The sequence below is a fragment of the Phenylobacterium sp. genome, from assembly GCF_036821595.1.
Lineage (GTDB): Bacteria > Pseudomonadota > Alphaproteobacteria > Caulobacterales > Caulobacteraceae > Phenylobacterium.
Genome location: NZ_DAISJG010000056.1, coordinates 1 through 16,512, shown reverse-complemented (window position 1 = coordinate 16,512; position 16,512 = coordinate 1). Strand labels below are relative to the sequence as shown.

15 protein-coding genes are annotated in these 16,512 nt (G+C 70.8%); 4 read left to right on the top strand and 11 right to left on the bottom strand.

What is annotated here, in order from left to right; genetic code table 11:
• Window positions 1-82: 82 nt before the first annotated feature.
• Window positions 83-1,159, top strand: a complete 1,077-nt coding sequence (locus tag V7Z97_RS16615) for a ComEC/Rec2 family competence protein (protein ID WP_334164555.1) — start codon at window positions 83-85, stop codon at window positions 1,157-1,159.
• Here the strand turns inward: V7Z97_RS16615 and V7Z97_RS16610 are convergent.
• From V7Z97_RS16610 to V7Z97_RS16585, 6 genes are all read right to left on the bottom strand, one after another.
• Window positions 1,156-1,590: a c-type cytochrome gene (locus V7Z97_RS16610; RefSeq protein WP_334164554.1), complete on the bottom strand. Its 435-nt coding sequence runs from the start codon at window positions 1,588-1,590 to the stop codon at window positions 1,156-1,158. The genes V7Z97_RS16615 and V7Z97_RS16610 overlap by 4 nt on opposite strands.
• Window positions 1,591-1,656: 66 nt before the next feature.
• Window positions 1,657-3,648: an outer membrane protein assembly factor BamB family protein gene (locus tag V7Z97_RS16605; RefSeq protein WP_334164553.1), complete on the bottom strand. Its 1,992-nt coding sequence runs from the start codon at window positions 3,646-3,648 to the stop codon at window positions 1,657-1,659.
• Between the two features lie 73 nt (window positions 3,649-3,721).
• The gene (locus V7Z97_RS16600; protein WP_334164552.1) at window positions 3,722-4,753 is read right to left on the bottom strand and encodes a sugar phosphate isomerase/epimerase family protein; all 1,032 of its coding nucleotides are present in this window, start codon (window positions 4,751-4,753) and stop codon (window positions 3,722-3,724) included.
• Window positions 4,754-4,856: 103 nt separating this feature from the next.
• A complete protein-coding gene (locus V7Z97_RS16595; protein ID WP_334164551.1) occupies window positions 4,857-7,730 on the bottom strand; it encodes a TonB-dependent receptor domain-containing protein in 2,874 nt (957 codons plus the stop codon).
• 459 nt (window positions 7,731-8,189) lie between these two features.
• Complete coding sequence (locus V7Z97_RS16590) at window positions 8,190-8,564, bottom strand: c-type cytochrome (RefSeq protein WP_334164550.1); 375 nt, start codon at window positions 8,562-8,564, stop codon at window positions 8,190-8,192.
• Between the two features lie 122 nt (window positions 8,565-8,686).
• Complete coding sequence (locus V7Z97_RS16585; protein WP_334164549.1) at window positions 8,687-9,397, bottom strand: GntR family transcriptional regulator; 711 nt, start codon at window positions 9,395-9,397, stop codon at window positions 8,687-8,689.
• A gap of 412 nt (window positions 9,398-9,809) precedes the next feature.
• On the opposite strand from V7Z97_RS16585, the gene V7Z97_RS16580 reads away from it, so the two are divergent.
• Complete coding sequence (locus V7Z97_RS16580) at window positions 9,810-10,757, top strand: radical SAM/SPASM domain-containing protein (RefSeq protein ID WP_334164548.1); 948 nt, start codon at window positions 9,810-9,812, stop codon at window positions 10,755-10,757.
• Here V7Z97_RS16580 and V7Z97_RS16575 read toward each other — a convergent pair.
• The 5 genes from V7Z97_RS16575 to V7Z97_RS16555 form a co-directional block, all read right to left on the bottom strand.
• On the bottom strand, window positions 10,754-11,284 hold the full coding sequence (locus V7Z97_RS16575) for a hypothetical protein (RefSeq protein ID WP_334164547.1): 531 nt from the start codon (window positions 11,282-11,284) through the stop codon (window positions 10,754-10,756). The genes V7Z97_RS16580 and V7Z97_RS16575 overlap by 4 nt on opposite strands.
• Before the next feature lie 90 nt (window positions 11,285-11,374).
• Window positions 11,375-11,551: a hypothetical protein gene (locus V7Z97_RS16570; RefSeq protein WP_334164546.1), complete on the bottom strand. Its 177-nt coding sequence runs from the start codon at window positions 11,549-11,551 to the stop codon at window positions 11,375-11,377.
• 119 nt (window positions 11,552-11,670) lie between these two features.
• Window positions 11,671-12,222 carry an HPF/RaiA family ribosome-associated protein gene (locus tag V7Z97_RS16565; RefSeq protein ID WP_334164545.1) on the bottom strand — a complete coding sequence of 184 codons (552 nt, stop codon included), beginning with the start codon at window positions 12,220-12,222 and terminating at the stop codon, window positions 11,671-11,673.
• Between the two features lie 11 nt (window positions 12,223-12,233).
• Window positions 12,234-12,695 (bottom strand): host attachment protein, encoded by a 462-nt coding sequence (locus V7Z97_RS16560; RefSeq protein ID WP_334164544.1) that lies wholly within the window; start codon window positions 12,693-12,695, stop codon window positions 12,234-12,236.
• A gap of 155 nt (window positions 12,696-12,850) precedes the next feature.
• Complete coding sequence (locus V7Z97_RS16555; RefSeq protein ID WP_334164543.1) at window positions 12,851-13,729, bottom strand: universal stress protein; 879 nt, start codon at window positions 13,727-13,729, stop codon at window positions 12,851-12,853.
• Between the two features lie 152 nt (window positions 13,730-13,881).
• Between V7Z97_RS16555 and V7Z97_RS16550 the strand changes: the two genes are divergently transcribed.
• Both V7Z97_RS16550 and V7Z97_RS16545 read left to right on the top strand, forming a co-directional pair.
• Complete coding sequence (locus tag V7Z97_RS16550) at window positions 13,882-14,601, top strand: ABC transporter ATP-binding protein (protein WP_334164542.1); 720 nt, start codon at window positions 13,882-13,884, stop codon at window positions 14,599-14,601.
• The coding region (locus tag V7Z97_RS16545; protein WP_334164541.1) for an FtsX-like permease family protein at window positions 14,598-16,512 on the top strand (1,915 nt) is incomplete at its 3' end. The genes V7Z97_RS16550 and V7Z97_RS16545, both read left to right, overlap by 4 nt.

The following is a 16,512-nucleotide window of genomic DNA, read 5'->3' as shown; positions in this document are numbered from 1 at the left end:
CTTCGCCGCCGTCGAATTCTACACCCAGACCAAGACGGCCTACTCATGGGCGTGAGGCGCCCAGCCTAGGGAGACGAGGACGATGCGGACCGCACCCCTGGCCGGGCTCGCCCTGGCGCTCAGCCTCTCGGCCGCGCAGGCGCCCGCGGCGGAGGCGCCGCTGCGGGTGGCGCTGATCGACGTGGAGGGCGGGGCGGCGACCCTGTTCGTCACCCCCGACGGCCGCTCGCTTCTGGTCGACGCCGGCTGGGCGGCCGGGATGGGGGTCCCGCCGGGCGCCCCGCCGGGCCCCTCCAGCGCCGACCGCATCGTGGCCACGGCGAAGTCGCTGGGGCTCAGCCGCATCGATTACCTGCTGATCAGCCACTACCACCTGGACCATGTGGGCGGGGCGCCGGAGCTCATGGCCAAGTTCCCGGTCGGAACGGTGCTGGATCACGGCCCGAACCGCGAGGCGCCGCCGGCCGGGCAGGCGCCCTCACCGAACAGCGCCGAACAGCTCTTCGCCCGCTACGAGGCGGCGATCGGCCAGCGGCCGCGCCAGGTGATGAAGCCCGGCGACCAGCTGACGCTCGGGCCGCTCACCTTCGACTTCGTGGTCGGCGACCGGGTGGTCGGCGGCCGGCCCGGCGCGCCGACCCCGGGCTGCGAGGACGTCGCGTCCAAGAGCCAGATCGGCGGGGAGGAGAACCCCCGCTCCCTGGGCTTCGTGGCGAGCTTCGGCGAGGCGCGGATCCTCAACCTCTCCGACCTCACCTGGGACCTGGAGAAGGACCTCGTCTGCCCGGCCAACCGGCTGGGCAGGATCGATCTGATGGTGGTCTCCCACCACGGCTCGGACCTCTCCAACACCCCGACCCTGTTCGCCGCGACCGCGCCGCGCGTCGCGCTCGTGGGCAACGGGGCCCGCAAGGGCGGGGACGGGCCGGTGCTGGAGCGCCTGAAGGCCGCGCCCTCGAAGCCCGCCGTCTGGCAGGTCCACTTCGCGACCCGGACGCCGGACGCCAATGTGGCGGCGGAGCAGATCGCCAACCTCGACGTCCAGCCGGACGCCGGACACCTGCTCTCGGCCGAGGTGACGAAGGACGGGGCGATCACCGTCGTGAACGGCCGCACTGGCGCGCGCGAGACCTACCGGCCCGCGCGCCGCCAGGACTAGTTGCCGACGATCTGGATCTGCTGCTGGCTCTGGCCGTCGGTGGGGAGTTCCTGCCCGGCCGGGAACTGGTTCGCCTGCAGCATGTAGGCGATGATCTCGCTGGTCTCGGCCGTGCCCATGCTGCCGGGTTCGTTGAGCGGCATGGTGGTGCGCGTGCGGGTGACGAGCGCGTGGACGCTCTGGCCCTTCCAGGTGTCGAGGAAGCGGCCGCCGGCCAGGGGAGGGGCCGCGTCGGCGCCCTCCAGGCCCATGCCATGACACACGGCGCACTTGGCCTCGTAGCCCGCCTTGCCGCGGGCCGCCTGCTCGGCGCTGTAGACGCCGTCGGCGACGGTGCGGGCCGCCGCCTGGGCCTGCACGGCGGTGTAGGAGAGGCCCAGGGCGGCCAGGCCGATGGCCGCCGCGCCGGCGAGCCTGGTTTCGAACGTCATGACAACTCCCAACTCAAACCGATCCCGCATTTGTTCACGATGCGGATGAATGCCCGCTGACCGGCGTTACGCCGGCGGCAGGCGGTAGGCGATCAGCTCGCCGCTGTAGTTCCCGCCGCCGACCGCCAGCACCAGGTACTGCTGGCCGTTCAGCATGTAGGTCATCGGCGCGCCGGACTGGGGCGCCGGCATGTAGACGGCGCCCTTCTCCTCGCCGGTGGCCTTGTCGTAGGCGCGCAGCATGGCGCCGCGCTCGCCGTTCGGCGTGGTGGCGAAGCCGGCCTCGCCGATGATCACCAGCGACTTGGTGGTGAGCGGGCCGATGAGGGACCCGGGACGGCCGGTGCGCGGGATGTTCAGCCCCTTCAGCGCCGGATGGTTCTTCACCTCGTCGGGCGTGTCGCCGTGCGCCACCTGCCACTTGATGTCCCCCTTGGTCAGGTCGATGGCGGTCAGCCGGCCCCACGGCGGCTTGACCAGCGGCAGGCCCTGGACGCGCAGGACGCCGGCCTTGAAGCCGTCGCGCTCCGCCGGGATGCTGCGGACGTTGACGTATTCGAAGTCGGACTGGGCGGCGTTGGTGTTCTTCACCGCCATCATCACGTCGGCCTCGGTCTTCGAGTAGACGTAGACGATCCGGCTTTCGGGATCGTAGGAGCCGCCCGGCCAGTTGGTGCCGCCGGTCAGGTTCGGCATGGTCAGCGTGCCCCAGGTCCCCTCGGGGGTGGCCACGGTGGGCGGGGTCCACATGGGGCCCATGCGGTAGTTCTTCACGAGCCGCAGCGCCTCGGCCTTCAGCTCGGGCGTGAAGTCGATAAGGTCGTCCTCGCCGAAGCCCTGGCGGTCGTAGGCCGGCGGCTTGGACGGCGTGGGCTGGGTGCGCGCGTACCACTCGCCGGGCACGTCGCCCTTGGGGACGCGCTTCTCCGGGATCGGCCAGATCGGCTTACCGGTCTCGCGGTTCAGCACATAGAGGAACGACTGCTTGGAGGGTTGCGCCAGCGCCTTGACGATCTTCCCGCGCACCGGGATGTCCACCAGGATCGGGGCGCAGGGGATGTCGTAGTCCCACAGGCCGTGATGGACCGTCTGATAGTGCCACTTGCGCTCGCCGGTGTGCAGGTCGACGGCCACGATGCTCTCGCCGAACAGGCCGTCGCCGCGCCGGTAGAGGCCCACGGTGTCGCCGGTCGGCAGCTCGACGCCGAGGTAGGCGAGGTTGAGTTCCTCGTCGACCGAGATCTGGCACCAGACGCCGCCGTTGCCGATGTTCTCGGTGCCGTCCTCCCAGGTGTCGTAGCCAAACTCGCCCTTCAGCGGGATGGTGTGGAAGATCCACAGCCGCTTGCCGGTGCGCACGTCGAAGCCGCGGACGTAGCCCTTCACGTTCTTGCGGGTGCGCGGCACGTTGCCGGCGGTGTGGGCGGCGCCGATGATCACCACGTCCTTGGCCACGCACGGGGTGGCGTGCAGGCCGACATCGGCGAGCGGGTCGATGTCCTGGTCGAAGTCCTTCTTCAGGTCGACGATCCCGTCCTGGCCGAAAGTGGGGATCCGCTGTCCGGTCTTCAGGTCGAGCGCGACGAGCTGGTAGCCGATGGTGACGTAGAGGAGCCGCTCCTCCTTGCCGTCGGTCCAGTAGGAGAGGCCGCGGCCGGAGAGGCGGCGCGGCGCGCGGGCGGCCCGCTGCCCCTCGTCCTCGCGGTGGACCCAAAGCACCTCGCCGGTCGCGGCGTCGGCGGCGACCACGGCCCGGCGCGAGCCGATGGTGGTGTAGAGCACGCCCTTGATGACCAGCGGTGTGCTCTCGAACTGGTACTCCGGGCGCGGCCCGAAATTGTCGGACTTCAGCCGCCAGGCGACCTCGAGGTTGCTGAAGTTGGACCCGTTGATCTGGTCCAGCGGCGAGTAGCGGGTGTTGGCCAGGTCCGCGGCGTAGTGGCGCCATTCGGTGTCGGCCGGCTTCGCCGCCTGGGCGAACGCCTTGCCCGGCAGCTTGGCGAACAGGAAGGCCATGAGCGGCGCCGCCAGCGCGCCACGTCTCGAGATCAACCGCATCGGACTTTGTCTCCCACCCCGGAACTGGCGGCGGGACCGCGTCGGCGGCCCCGCCTGGTCTTGGTTCGCCCCGCTACAGCGGGAGCTTGAGCACGTTGGTGATGTAGGCCGCCGACTTGCGGGCCGCCTCCTTGGGCGGCTCGAACGGCGAGGTGTCCAGCTCCACGTTGAGGAAGCCTTCCCACTGGATCGAGTCCAGCCAGGCCATGAGGCCCTTGAAGTCGACGCCGCCCTTGCCGAGCGGGAAGAAGTAGGGGGTCTTCATCATGTCCACCTCCGGGCCCGGCACGTTCTTCGTGCCGCCGCGGTCCCTGGGGTGGACGTCCTTGAAGTGGAACTCGATGACCCGCTTGCTGAACTTCTTTGCGAGCGCCAGCGGGTCCATGCCGGCCATGGTGATGTGGCCGGTGTCCAGCACCAGGCCCACGTAGCGGGGGTCGGTGTTGGCCATCATGTAGAGCGTCTCGCGCTCGTCCTGCAGCTGGCTGTTCAGGTGCGGGTGGATGCCCAGGTGCATGCCCAGCTCCTCGCGCATCCGGCGGCCGAGTTGGTTGCAGGTTTCGGCCATGTGCCTGAGGTCCTCGTCGGTCGTCCCGCCCGGGCGGCGGCGGCCGAGGTTGGTCTTCCAGCGCAGGCCGCCGAAGCGGCGGCTGAAACGGGCCATCTCGAAGTGGTTGTCGATGACCGCGCGGCGCTGGGCCGGGTCCTCGAAGGCGGTGGCGCCGCCGGGCGCGCCGCCGGTGATCGAGCAGAACTGCACGCCCATCTGGAAGATCTTGTGCTGCAGGCGCTCGTAGTCGTTGGGGTAGTAGGCGTTCGGGCCGCGGGCGAACGAGGCGCCGAAGATCTCCATGTAGCGGAAGCCCACCTCGCGGGCCTCGGCCATGCCCTTGAACGGGTCGCCTTCCCAGCCCCCGCGGGTGTTGGTGGTGTAGCTGATCCGGTAGCGCTGGGCCGGCGGAACCTCGACCATCGGGACGAGGGTCTCGGGATGCGGCCGGGGCAGGGGCGGCTGGGCGCCGCCGGCCTGGGCGAGCGCCGGGGAGCCGACGGCGGAGCCGGCGGCGGCGAGCGCCCCGGCGGAGAGGAACTTGCGGCGGTCCATGGGTGAGTCCTTTAGCTCCGGCCTGCCCGATTCCCCCGCCCCCCGAAGGACCCGAAACGGGTCCCCCGAGGCGCGGGGATCCGGGGAGGAAACCGGGATTTCGTCAGAACAGCTTCATCGTGACGCCGAGGGTCACCCGGCGGCCGAACGGGTTGGCCATGAAGGTGTCGTAGCCCTGGGCCGAGTTGTAGAACGGCGGCACGTCGTCGAAGATGTTCCGCACCGAGAGCGACAGCTCCAGCGGCTCGGCCAGCATCGGGACCGCCAGGTCGTAGCCGATGTTGGCGTCGAAGACGGCGTTGGCCTTCACCTTGTCGCCGCCGCCGTTCGGGTTGCCGTTGGCGTCGCGGGTGATCGGGGTCACCGAGTTGCCCGACCAGTTGCGATAGTCGCCGGTGTAGTTGACGAACAGGTCCGCGGTGAGGGCGCCCATGGTCCAGCCGAGGTTGCCGCGCACGGTGGTGGCGACCGACGGGAAGGTGCCGTTGTTCCCCGTGGTGTCGAGGATGTCGTACTCGGACCCGCTTCCGAAGGACTGGGTGTACTTGGTGAACTGGGTGCCGGTCACGCCGACCCGGAAGTCGCCCATGTCATCCGTGCGGTGGGTGTACTGGACCGAGTAGTCGATCCCTTCCACGTGCAGGTTGAGCCAGTTCGAGTTGAGCGAGCGGAAGATGTACTGGGTGCAGGCCGGCGCCGTGGTCCGCTGGGGGATGCCGCGGGCGAACTGGTCGAGCTCAGCCGCCGTGGCGCAGTTCGGGTAGAAGGTCAGCAGGAAGTTGGCCGACGCCGTATTGACCACGTTCTGGATGTTCGGCCCGGTCACGCCGCCCTCGAAGGTCGTCGACCAGTAGGTCACCTGGGCCCGGAAGCCCGGCAGGTAGTCGGGGTTGTAGTCGAAGCCGAGCGACCAGCCCTTGCCTTCCTGGGCTCCCGTCTGGGTGTCGCCGCTGGTCACCTGGATGCCCTGCAGCGAGGAGATGTTGCAGGTCACCGAGGCGGTGGTGCAGCCCGGGATGCCCATCTGGGCAATCGCCGGATAGGCCGAGACCGGCACCGGCACATTGTTGGTCACCGCGTTCCAGCCGGCGGTGCCGAAGGCGCCGAATTCGTCGCCGAGCACGGTGAGCGGCGGGGCCACGAAGGAGGTGGAGTAGTTCCCGCGGAAGCGCAGGCCGTCCATGACGTCCCAGTTGAAGGCGACACGCGGGTTCCTGGTCTCGCCGAAGTCGTCATAGTGGTCGTAGCGGTACGACAGGTTGACGTCGAACCGCTGCATCCACGGGATCTCCATGTCCGGGGAGACCAACGGCACGTTGGCCTCAACGAAGGCCGAGTAGACCTTGCGGTCGAATTCGAACTTCAGCTGCTGCGAGCCCGAGCTGGCGGGGCCGGAGTTGTTCGGACGGGTCACGAACTGGTCGAGCTGGGTGCGCAGCATCTCGCCGCCCACGGCGACCTTCACCGGGCCGGCCGGCAGTTCGAACAGGTCGCCGTTGAGGATTCCGCGAACCTGCTGGAAGCCGCTTGTGTTCTCGAGCACCCCGGCGTTGTCGAGCAGGCGCTCACGCACGGCCTGGGAGGTGCGGTTGGTGGCCGCCGGGTTCCAGACGTCGAGCGCATTGTCGGCGGTCAGCGGAAGGTTCAGCACCACGAGGTTGGTGCCGGGGACCGAGATGGCGGTCATGCTGCCGCCGCCGTTGGTGGTGCCGTTCAGGGCGAGGTTGGCCACCGAGCCGTTGATCGTGCCTTCGGAATAGCTGTCGCTCTCGTCGCGCCCGGCCGCGGCCAGGAAGTCGAGGTTCCAGTTGTCGGTGACGCGGTAGGCCGCCGTGAAGCTGGCGTACATGCTGTCGGACCCGGTGTAGCTGTGGCCGGGGCCGAACAGTTCGGTGGCGTCCCAGCGGATCGTCTGGGTGTTGGACGTGCCGGTGTAGCCCACCGGGCTGGTGAAGAACGGGTTCGCCTGCGGCCCGGTGCGGAACACCGTGGCCTGCACGGTCCCGGCCCCGATCAGGCTGTCGTTGCGCCGGCGGGCGTAGACCATGTCGAGACCGACGGTGAGGTTCTCCGTCAGCTCCTGGGTGATCTTCGCCATCACGTTGTGGCGTTCTTCCTCACCCACGCGGTCGGTGTAGTTCCAGTTGGTGCACGGCGCGTTGGCGGCGCTGTTGGCGACGCCCTGGGTGGCTCCGGCGCCCAGGAAGATCAGGCTCTGTCCGCCGGGCTGCAGGGTGGCCGGCGAGCAGCTGAAGTTCAGGAAGCTGCGCCCGCCGCGCGAGGTCTGGTCGGGATAGGTCCAGTCGCGGGCGCTGTTCTTCACATGGCTCTGCAGGGAGTAGGAGGCGCCGAACACCGCCGCGCCGGAATCCCAGGTGCGGCCCATGGTGACTGCGCCCACATAGCCGGGAGCCTGGCCTTCGGAGACCATGGTCTGGCCCTGGACCTGGAGACCGTCGAAGCGCTTGCGGGTGATGAAGTTGATGACGCCGGCGACGGCGTCGGAGCCGTAGGTCGCCGACGCGCCCTCCGCCAGCACCTCAACGCGCTCGACCATGCCCACCGGGATGATGTTGGGGTCGAGGAAGGTGTGGTTGGTGCCCCCCGTTGGGCCGCGGTGGCCGTCGATCAGCACGAGGGTGGAGTTGGAGGCCGAGGCGCCCAGGCTGTGGATCGAGGGCTGGTAGTGGGCGGCGGTGCCGCCCTGGACGGCGGCGCCGAAGTTCGACAGCGCCGGCACCGTGGCCAGGGCCTGGGTCACGATCGCCGAGCCGGTCGCCTTGAGGTCCTCGGTGCCCACGGAGATCAGGTTGGAGCCCACCGGGGCCACGCCGCGCAGGCTGGTGCCGGTGACGACGACTTCCTCGAGCTCGGAGCCCGAGGCGTCCTGCGCCATGGCGGCCATGGGCGTCAGCACCGCCGCGCCGAGGGCGACGACCGAGCAGCCGTATTTGAGTGTCTTCAGGATGTTGTTCATGGGCCCCTTCCCAGGATGTCTTCGCGTTTCCGGTCCGGTCGGAAGCCCAGGTGGTTGCCCGCCATGGTGCGCCGACACTGTTCTCGTGGTGGCAGCCGGCTGCGGCGGGGGCCGTGCGGGCACGACCCTTCGTCGGGGCGAGCCATGTCTCAGGCCCGTCCCGCACTGTCGCAAGGCCGGCCGCGCCGCGCGCCCGGCCACGCATGGCGAAGGGCGTTCGGTCGTCACGGACCCGCGTCAGCAGCTTGCTGTCTTGTCTACACTTCCTCCGGCGGGGTCTTGTGCGGGCCTAGCGGCCTCGTCGCCCCTGTTTTTAGTATACAGTCTACAATCTCTACGCCGCGTCTCCGGGGATGACAAGTTGCAGATCGGCAACAGTGAGAGTGAACTGCATACAGGGTGCAGGCGGTTGACCGGCCGGACGCCAATGAGACGTCAGCGGCGCACGAAGCGCCTGGCTCAGCGGCTCTTCTGGGCCGTGAGGTAGGCGACCACCGCCGAGCGCTGCTTGGCGTCGGGCAGGCCGACCATCATCTTGCTGCCGGGCACGGTCTGGCCGGGGGCCTTCAGAAACCTGTCGAGCTGGGCCGGCGTCCAGACGAAGGCCGCCTTCTTCATGGCCGGGCTGTAGGCGTACCCCGGCACGGCGCCGACCTTGCGCCCCGCGACGCCCTTCAGGGGCGGGCCCAGCTTGCCTGGGGCGGCCTCCATCGCATGGCAGGCGCCGCAGCGCTGGCTGAACAGGGCCTCGCCGGGGTGGGGCTCCGCCAGCGCCGGGGTCGCGAACAGGCCGGCCGCGGCGAGGAACGAAAGCGTGACGAGGCGGCGAAGCATCGGTCGGTCTCCGAAACAGGGCGTATACGGTTGAAATGCGCGGGGTGAACTTGCGCTGAACGCGCGACGGCCGGCGGCCGCCGATCCGCCTTGGCGGCAAGGGACCGGCGGGCGGGGGGCCGCTACCTGGCGTGGGCGCCGGCGAACTCGGGGCTGAAGCTCGAGAACCGTTCGGGCGACTTGTAGTGCAGCTGCAGGTGGCTGATCACCGCATCTTCGGCGCGCGTGTCCGACCGGCCGAGCGCGACGTCCAGCAGGGCGCGGTGGTGATTGAGCCGCCAGGCCATCACGTCGTGGTTGACGTTCTCGAGCGCGGTGTGAGCGAACAGGACCGTCGCCAGCGAATCCAGCGTCTTGGTGAGGTAGGGGTTGCCGGCCGTCTTCCAGATGGTGCGGTGGAATTCCAGGTCGATGGCGGCCGCGTCGATGTCGCGGGTCGCGCCCCAGTTCTCCATCTGCTCGACGAGCTGGGTCAGGCGCGCAGCCACCGGCTTGGTCATGTGGGCGGCGCAGAGCTTCAGGGCCTCGGCCTCCAGGATCACGCGCAGGCTGTTGATCCGCTGCACGTCCTCTTCGGAGAGCACGGTCACGAACATGCCGCGGCGCTCGTGGTTCATGACCAGTCCGTGCTCATGCAGCTGCATGAGCGCCTCGCGGATCGGGATCCGGCTGATGTTGAACTCGCGGGCGAGCTGGCTCTCGTTGAGGCGCTGGCCCGGCTTGTAGCGGCCGCTGACGATGGCGTCGCGCAGCGCGTTGAACACATAGGCCTTGAGCGTGGAGGGGGCGCTGCCCGTCGGGTGTTCGAGGATTTGTGCGCTCGTGGCCGGCATTGGGTCCTGCTCAAGGTTGTGGCGAGCGGCAAAGTCGCGCCAAGTCGCATCGTATTCAATATACAGCTTGGAGGCCTCGCCGTGAAGCGCCTATCGGCGGTTCGCGAGGGATTGGGCCAGTTCGGCCCTGTGCAAGCTTACCCGAAACGGTCTGGGGACGGCAATCCCCGCAGCGCAGCGTGATATTGAGTACTGTATACAGATGCGGTTGGGCCTGCTAGGCAGGGGTCGGCGAGGGACGGCAGTCCCAACCCCCTCCAACTTGCGCCAGCCGCCCTTCGGGGCGGCTGGCGTTTCCGTGCACGGAGAGCCGCGCGATTCGCCGCGCCGCGGCGGCGTGGCGCCGGCCGAGGCCCGTGCTAGTCCTTGGCGTGGGCCGCCCAAGGCGCGGCGCAGCGGGACCGGTCCTTCCATGTACGTCGGGCGCGAGATGTTCAACGAGGTCGCCGACCGGGAGACGGCCCGGCGGATCTTCGCGAGCACCGTTGCCCGGGTGGAGATGGAGACCCACTCCTACTGCAACCGCCGCTGCTCGTACTGCCCGAACGTCGTGGGCGACCGGCTGTTCAACGAGCACATGCCGGCCGACATCTGGGAGAAGGTGATCGGCGGGCTGGCGGAGATCGACTACGCCCAGCACCTGGTGCTCAACTACTACAACGAGCCGCTGGCCGACCGCTCGATCCTGGACCGCATCCGCGAGGCGCGGCAGCGCCTGCCGAAGGCGCGGCTGATGATCTATTCGAACGGCGACTACCTGGAGCCGGGCCTGGTGGACGAGCTGGCCGAGGCGGGCCTCGACTACCTGCACGTCTCGATCCACCTGAAGCGCGAGGACGCCTACACCGACCTCTACGTCGTCAACCGGATGATCGAGATTTCGGTGCGGATGGGGATACCGGCGAGGATCGTCGGCCTGAAGCCGGGTGAGCTGATGATCGCCAAGGCCCGGCACCGGACGCTGGAGATCGAGCTCCGGGGGATCAACTTCAGCGTCCACGGCACCGACCGCGGCGGGCTGATCGGCGACATCGCCACCGCTGCGAAACGCAGCGCGCCCTGCTCGTTCCCGTTCGCCCACTTCGTGCTGGGCTTCAATGGCATGATCGCGCCGTGCTGCCACATCCGCAGCGACCGGCCGGAGCATGCGCCCTACGTCTACGGCAACCTGCGTGACTATGAGTCGATCTTCCACGCCTTCATGAGCGGGCCGGCCGCGGCCTGGCGGCGGGAGCTGGCCAGCGCGCGGCCTAAGCTTCCGCCCTGCGACACCTGCGCCGCGGGCGTGGTGGACGATCCGCAGGCGCTGAAGGTCTTCGCCGCGGCCCACCAGGCCTATGTGGAGGGCCAGCCGGCCTAGCGGACGGCGGCGGCGGCGTAGGTCTCCAGCACCAGGCTGAACGGGCGGCCGTCGGCGACCAGCACGGCCTTGTGCTCCAGCACCCCCGAGCCGTCGTCCAGGTAGCGGACCGAGAGGGTCCGGCGGCGGTAATCGAGGGCGCGCACGGCGACCCCAAACGGCGTCTCGGTGCGCTCCAGGGTGGCGTTCATCTCCGGCGTGAGGCGCCCTGGCAGGAACCAATTGTCGGCCACCGAGAGCACTTCGGACCCGCACATCAGCCGCACGCGGCGGTGGCGGATGGCCTCGGCCGGGGCGTCGAGGGCCTCGCGCACCCAGGCGGGCGCCCCGGGGTTGGGGGGCAGCTGCTCGGCGCGCACGCGCTCGCCCGGGGCGCGGCGGTCGCAGACCTCCTGCAGCACGGCGGTTGCGCTGTGGCTGGCGAGCAGGCGGGCGCTGAGCGCCTCCGCCGCGCGCCGGTCCGCCGTCGCCGCGCCGCCGAGGATGGCGAAGCTCGCCAGGGCCAGAAGGGTGAGGTCTTGGAGCATCGGCGCCTTCTAGGCGTCGACGGCGCGCGACGCCACCCGCTCGCCACGGTCCAAGGGACACGGCGCGCCGAGCCGCCGGGGCGGGCGAGGTCAGGTCTCGGCGGCGGGCGGCGGGGCGCACGTGGGTCGCTGCCCGCCCAGACCCGCGAGCTTGGCCTCTTCCTGGGCGAGCAGGTTCTCCACCATCCGCCGTCGCTCGGGTTCGAGCTCCCGCGCCAGCAGCTCCCGGAAATGACGCACGTTCTCGTTGACGAGGAAGATGTCCATGGCGACCTCCTCAGACGGCGCCGGCAGAATGCCCCGCAAACGCGGCGCGCGCCACAACTATCGCGCGAGTTGGCAGGACCCGGCGCGGGCTGGCGAGAAGGCGCCCTCGAGGCTGGGGCTCAGTGGATATGAACGGTCGAGGCCTGGGGCCCCTTCTCGCCCTCGGCCTCGGCGAAGCGGACCTCCACGCCCGGCTCGAGCCTGTCGAAGCCGCCGTTCAGCACGGCGTTGCGGTGGAAGTAGACCTCCCGCCCGTCCGAGCTCTCGATGAAGCCATAGCCCTCGTCCCGGAACAGACGGACCACGCGGCCCTGCGGCGGCGGTTCGTGGACCTTCACCTTGCCCTGCACGCGCCGGCGGCGGTCCAGCAGGCGCCGGCGGGCGGCGGCGAAGGCGTCGCGGACGGTGACGAAGGCGTCCTCGTGGGCGTGGTCGGCCGGCGGGTTGCGGTCGACGACCACCTCGCCCTCGCTGGGCGTGGTGATCTGCAGGCGCACCGCATAGAGGTCGCCGTGCCGGCGCTTGCCGGGGCGGCCGATCACGGCGACCCGGCAGGAGGTGATGCGGTCGCTCAGCCGCTCCAGCTTCGCCGCCTCGTGTTCGATGCGGCGCTGCAGGGCCTCGCTGGCGGTGAGGCCGCCTTCGAAGGTGATCTGGAGGGGAATCTGCATGGAGCCTTCCGTCAGAGTGAAAGCAGGGGACTGCGGGCGGCCTCGTTGAGCCAGCCGCCCAGGTCGTGGTCGGGCGCCTTGGTCAGGTCCTTGCGGATGGCGCCGGTGACGCGGGCGCAGCGGGCGACGCGCACGCGCAGGGGGCCGATCAGCCGGGTGGGTGCGGCGAGCACCACCCCGTCGAGTCCGCGGGTCCTGACCAGGGCGCCGGCGCGTTCGGCCACCTCGCCCATGAAGGCCTCCTTGGCCGGGCGGATGTAGTCCTCGGCGCCGACGCTGGAGCGGCGGGGCGAGGCGCTGGAGAAGGCGCGCGCCGGCGGGCTGGCGCGCAGCTCCTGGCGCAGGGCGCGCAGGCGCTCGGTGTGGTCCAGCTCCTCGAAGGTGACGAAACGGCCGGTCTCGGCGGAGCGCTCGACGAAGCAGGCGCGGCCGCCGTCGGTGAGGATGAAGAGCAGCTTGGCGGGCTTGGGCATGGATGTCCCCGGACACTCGACACTGACATGCTGCGCCGTCCGGGGCGCTTCGCCTTGACCGTGGTCAAGGCGGGCGCCGCGCGGGGCTCCGGACACAGAAAAACGGCCGGCCCCCGGGGGGAGGGACCGGCCGTCGCCCGTGGCGGGACCTCGGCTCAGTGGCTGAGCAGGAGGTAGCGCTGGGGATTCTGCAGCAGGCGGTAGGTGGCGCCGCCGAGCGCCCACTCGACGGTGCGGCTGTGGCCGTAGGCGCCGGCCACGATCAGGTCGGCCCCGATCGCCTCGGCCTCGGCGTTGAGCTCGTCGGCCACACTGGCGTCGGGGGCGGTGGTGACGTTGGCGCGGGCCGGGGCGCCGTGGCGGCGCAGCCAGGCGGCGACGTCCAGGGCGCAGGCCTCGGCGGCCTCGACCTCGTCCTCGCCGCAGACCGACTGCACGACGACCTCCTCGGCACGGACCAGGAAGGGCATGGCGTCGGCGACGGCGCGGCGGGCCTCGCGGGTCTCCTTCCAGGCCACGACCACCTTGCGGGCCTGCAGGTGACCGGCGCCGGCGGGAGCCACCAGCACCGGCCGTCCGGCGGCCAGGACCACGTCGGCCGGCTGGGCCGCATGGTAGACGTCGCTACCCTTGGCCTCGGTGGCGGTCATGACGATCAGGTCGGCGGCCCGCGCGGTGCGGGCAATGGCGTTGACCGGGGTGGAGGACACCGTGCGCCACTCCACGTCGGCGCCGGCGGCGTCACGGCGGAAGGCGGCCTCGGCGTTCTTCAGGTCCGCGGCGACCTGGCGCGAGAGCTGCTGGTACATCTCGGCGATCAGCTGGCCGGAGTAGGGGTCGACCATGGTCACCGGCTCGATCATCTCGGCGCCCAGGCCGATCAGCCGGGCGTCGAAGGCGCGGGCGAGGCCGGCGGCGATCTCCACCCGGCGGGAGGCGCCGAGGCCCGGCTCCACATGGACGAGCAGGGTCGAATAGGTCGGGACGGGCGGCGCGGTGCGGGCGGCGGACGCGCTCTTTTCCTTCACGGTCATGCGGTGGCTCCCTTGGTTTCCAGGGAGTTAACGGCCGGACAAGCTCGGCCGGAAAGCTGGGGCGCATCCTTAGGTAGATATACGGAGGCGCGGGGCGGCCGCGTTTGACGCCTGTCAGGGCGGCGGTTCCCATGGCATGGCTTTAGGCACAGATGTCCGCCGCTCCCCACGTTGTCGCCTTCGACGTGAGCCGCCTCAGCAAGGTCTACGAGACCGGGGCGGGCCAGGTGCACGCCCTGCGCGGCGTGGACCTGCAGATCTTCGCCGGCGAGACCCTGGTGCTCCTGGGCCCATCGGGCTCGGGCAAGTCGACCCTGCTGAACATCCTGGGCGGGCTCGACCGGGCGACGTCCGGCTCGGCGCGTTTCCACGACTTCGAGCTGACCGGCGCGAGCGACGGGGCTCTGACCCGCTACCGCCGCGCCTCGGTGGGCTTCATCTTCCAGTTCTTCAACCTGGTCCCGAGCCTGACGGCGCGAGAGAACGTGGCCCTGATCACCGAGATCGCCCGCGATCCGATGACGCCGGAGGAGGCGCTGGCCCGGGTGGGCCTGGCGGATCGCATGGACCACTTCCCGGCCCAGCTCTCGGGCGGCCAGCAGCAGCGGGTGGCGGTGGCCAGGGCCATCGCCAAGCGGCCGGAGCTGCTGCTCTGCGACGAACCCACCGGCTCGCTTGACAGCGAGAGCGGGGTGCAGGTGCTGGAGGCGATCTCGGACGTCACCCGCGACGTGGGCGCGACGACCATGATCGTCTCCCACAACACCGGCATCGCCGGCATGGCTGACCGGGTGATCCGGTTCCGCGACGGCCGGATCACCGAGGTGGAGCCCAACCCGCGCAAGCTGGCGCCGAGGGAGATGACCTGGTGAGGCCCGCGCCGCTCGACCGCAAGCTGCTGCGCGACCTCATGCGGCTGAAGTGGCAGGTGCTGGCCATCGCGCTGCTGGTCGCCTGCGGGGTGTCGGTTTCGGTGATGGCGTTCTCCGCCCAGCGGGCGCTGGCCGAGGCCCGGCGGGCCTTCTACGAGGACACCCGGTTCGCCGACGTCTTCGCCCAGGCAAGACGCGCGCCCCTGTCCCGGGCCCGGGCGCTGGCTCACATCGACGGCGTGACCGCCGTGGACGTGCGGATCCTGGAGGCCGGGCTTATGGACGTGCCGGGGCTGTCCCGCCCGGCCGTGGCGCGGCTGATCTCCCTGCCGCAGGACGCGCCGCACGCCCTGAACCGGATCGTCCTGAAGCGCGGCCGCATGCCGGACCCGACGCGCACGGACGAGGTGGTCGCGCTCGACACCTTCCTGCAGGCGGCGGACGTGCGGCTGGGCGACCGGCTGACGGCGGTGATCCGCGGGCGCGCCTTCACCTTCACGGTCGTCGGCGGGGCGCTGTCGCCGGAGTACGTCTATGTGCCGGCGCCGGAGTCCTTCATGCCGGACGACGCCCACCAGGCGGTGTTCTGGGCCCCGCGTCCGGCCGTGGAGCGGGCGGCGGGCATGAGCGGCGCCTTCAACACCGTGGCCTTGAAGCTCGCGCCAGGCGCCTCGCCGCGGGCGGTGATGCAGGACGTGGACCGGCTACTGGCTCCCTACGGCGGCCGCGCGTCCTACGCCCGGGAGGACCAAGCCTCCAACGCCTTCCTGGAGGCGGAGCTCAAGGAGCTTTCCACCTCGGCTTCCATCCTGCCGCCGGTGTTCCTGGTCATCGCCGCGGCCCTGGTGCACCTAGTGGTGTCGCGCCTGGTGGACGCCGAGCGCGAGCAGATCGGGCTGTTCAAGGCCTTCGGCTACGGGAACGGCGCCGCGGCGGGGCCGTACCTGCGGCTGGCGGCCCTGGTCGGCCTGCTCGGCGCCATTGGCGGCGGCCTGGGCGGGGCGGCGTTCGGCGCGGCCATCGTCGAGCAGTACCGGCAGTACTTCCGCTTCCCGGTCCTGGAGGTGACCTTCCACTGGCCGGCCTTCCTGGGCGCGGCGGGCGTGGCCGCGGCGGCGACCATGCTGGGCTCGATCGCGGCCGTGCGGCGGGCGGCGGCGCTGTCGCCGGCGGTCGCCATGCAGCCGCCGCGGCCCGCCTCCTACCGTGCGGGTCTGCTGGACCGGATCGTGCGCGGCTCCGGGGTGGACCAGGCGACGCGGATGATCGTGCGCAACCTGGAGCGCTTCCCCCTGCGGGCGGGGTTGGCGACGCTCGGGCTCGCCGCCAGCCTGTCGCTGCTGGTCGGCACCCAGTTCATGTTCGACAGCCTCGATGCGGTGATCGACCAGGCCTACTACCGCACCCAGCGGTGGAACGAGTCCGTGGGCTTCGCCGAGGCGCGCAGCGTGGGCGCCATGGCCGAGATGGCCCGGCTGCCCGGGGTGCTCGCCGCCGAGCCGGTGCGCGCGGCCGGCGTGCGGCTGCAGGCCAACGGGCGGGAGGAGCTGGTGCGGATCATCGGCCTGGAGCCCGGCGCGCGGCTGCAGCGGCCGCTGGACGGCGGGGACCGGGTCGTGCCGTTCGAGGGGCGGGGCCTCGTCATGAGCGAGGCGCTGGCGTCGCGGCTGCGCCTTGCGCCCGGCGACCGGGTCCATGTGGAGGTCATCGACGGCGCCGGCGTCTCCGGCGTCCTGCCGGTCACGGCGCTCGCCCGCGACTACAGCGGCTTCGCGGTCTACATGGACCGGCGGGAGCTCAACCGGCTGATGCAGGAGGGCGACGTGGCGAGCGGCGCCCAGCTGCTGGTCGCCGCCGACGCCCGGCCCGCCTTCTACCGGGCCACCGAGCGCACGCCGCAGATCATCGGCT

What these genes read in the sequence shown, in the direction of transcription:
- V7Z97_RS16590 (WP_334164550.1), bottom strand. Translation starts at nt 8,564, where the DNA reads ATGCTTCGCCGCCTCGTCACGCTTTCGTTCCTCGCCGCGGCCGGCCTG.
- V7Z97_RS16605 (WP_334164553.1), bottom strand. Translation starts at nt 3,648, where the DNA reads ATGCGGTTGATCTCGAGACGTGGCGCGCTGGCGGCGCCGCTCATGGCC.
- V7Z97_RS16550 (WP_334164542.1), top strand. Translation starts at nt 13,882, where the DNA reads ATGTCCGCCGCTCCCCACGTTGTCGCCTTCGACGTGAGCCGCCTCAGC.
- V7Z97_RS16560 (WP_334164544.1), bottom strand. Translation starts at nt 12,695, where the DNA reads ATGCCCAAGCCCGCCAAGCTGCTCTTCATCCTCACCGACGGCGGCCGC.
- V7Z97_RS16565 (WP_334164545.1), bottom strand. Translation starts at nt 12,222, where the DNA reads ATGCAGATTCCCCTCCAGATCACCTTCGAAGGCGGCCTCACCGCCAGC.
- V7Z97_RS16595 (WP_334164551.1), bottom strand. Translation starts at nt 7,730, where the DNA reads ATGAACAACATCCTGAAGACACTCAAATACGGCTGCTCGGTCGTCGCC.
- V7Z97_RS16555 (WP_334164543.1), bottom strand. Translation starts at nt 13,729, where the DNA reads ATGACCGTGAAGGAAAAGAGCGCGTCCGCCGCCCGCACCGCGCCGCCC.
- V7Z97_RS16580 (WP_334164548.1), top strand. Translation starts at nt 9,810, where the DNA reads ATGTACGTCGGGCGCGAGATGTTCAACGAGGTCGCCGACCGGGAGACG.
- V7Z97_RS16600 (WP_334164552.1), bottom strand. Translation starts at nt 4,753, where the DNA reads ATGGACCGCCGCAAGTTCCTCTCCGCCGGGGCGCTCGCCGCCGCCGGC.
- V7Z97_RS16610 (WP_334164554.1), bottom strand. Translation starts at nt 1,590, where the DNA reads ATGACGTTCGAAACCAGGCTCGCCGGCGCGGCGGCCATCGGCCTGGCC.
- V7Z97_RS16575 (WP_334164547.1), bottom strand. Translation starts at nt 11,284, where the DNA reads ATGCTCCAAGACCTCACCCTTCTGGCCCTGGCGAGCTTCGCCATCCTC.
- V7Z97_RS16585 (WP_334164549.1), bottom strand. Translation starts at nt 9,397, where the DNA reads ATGCCGGCCACGAGCGCACAAATCCTCGAACACCCGACGGGCAGCGCC.
- V7Z97_RS16615 (WP_334164555.1), top strand. Translation starts at nt 83, where the DNA reads ATGCGGACCGCACCCCTGGCCGGGCTCGCCCTGGCGCTCAGCCTCTCG.
- V7Z97_RS16570 (WP_334164546.1), bottom strand. Translation starts at nt 11,551, where the DNA reads ATGGACATCTTCCTCGTCAACGAGAACGTGCGTCATTTCCGGGAGCTG.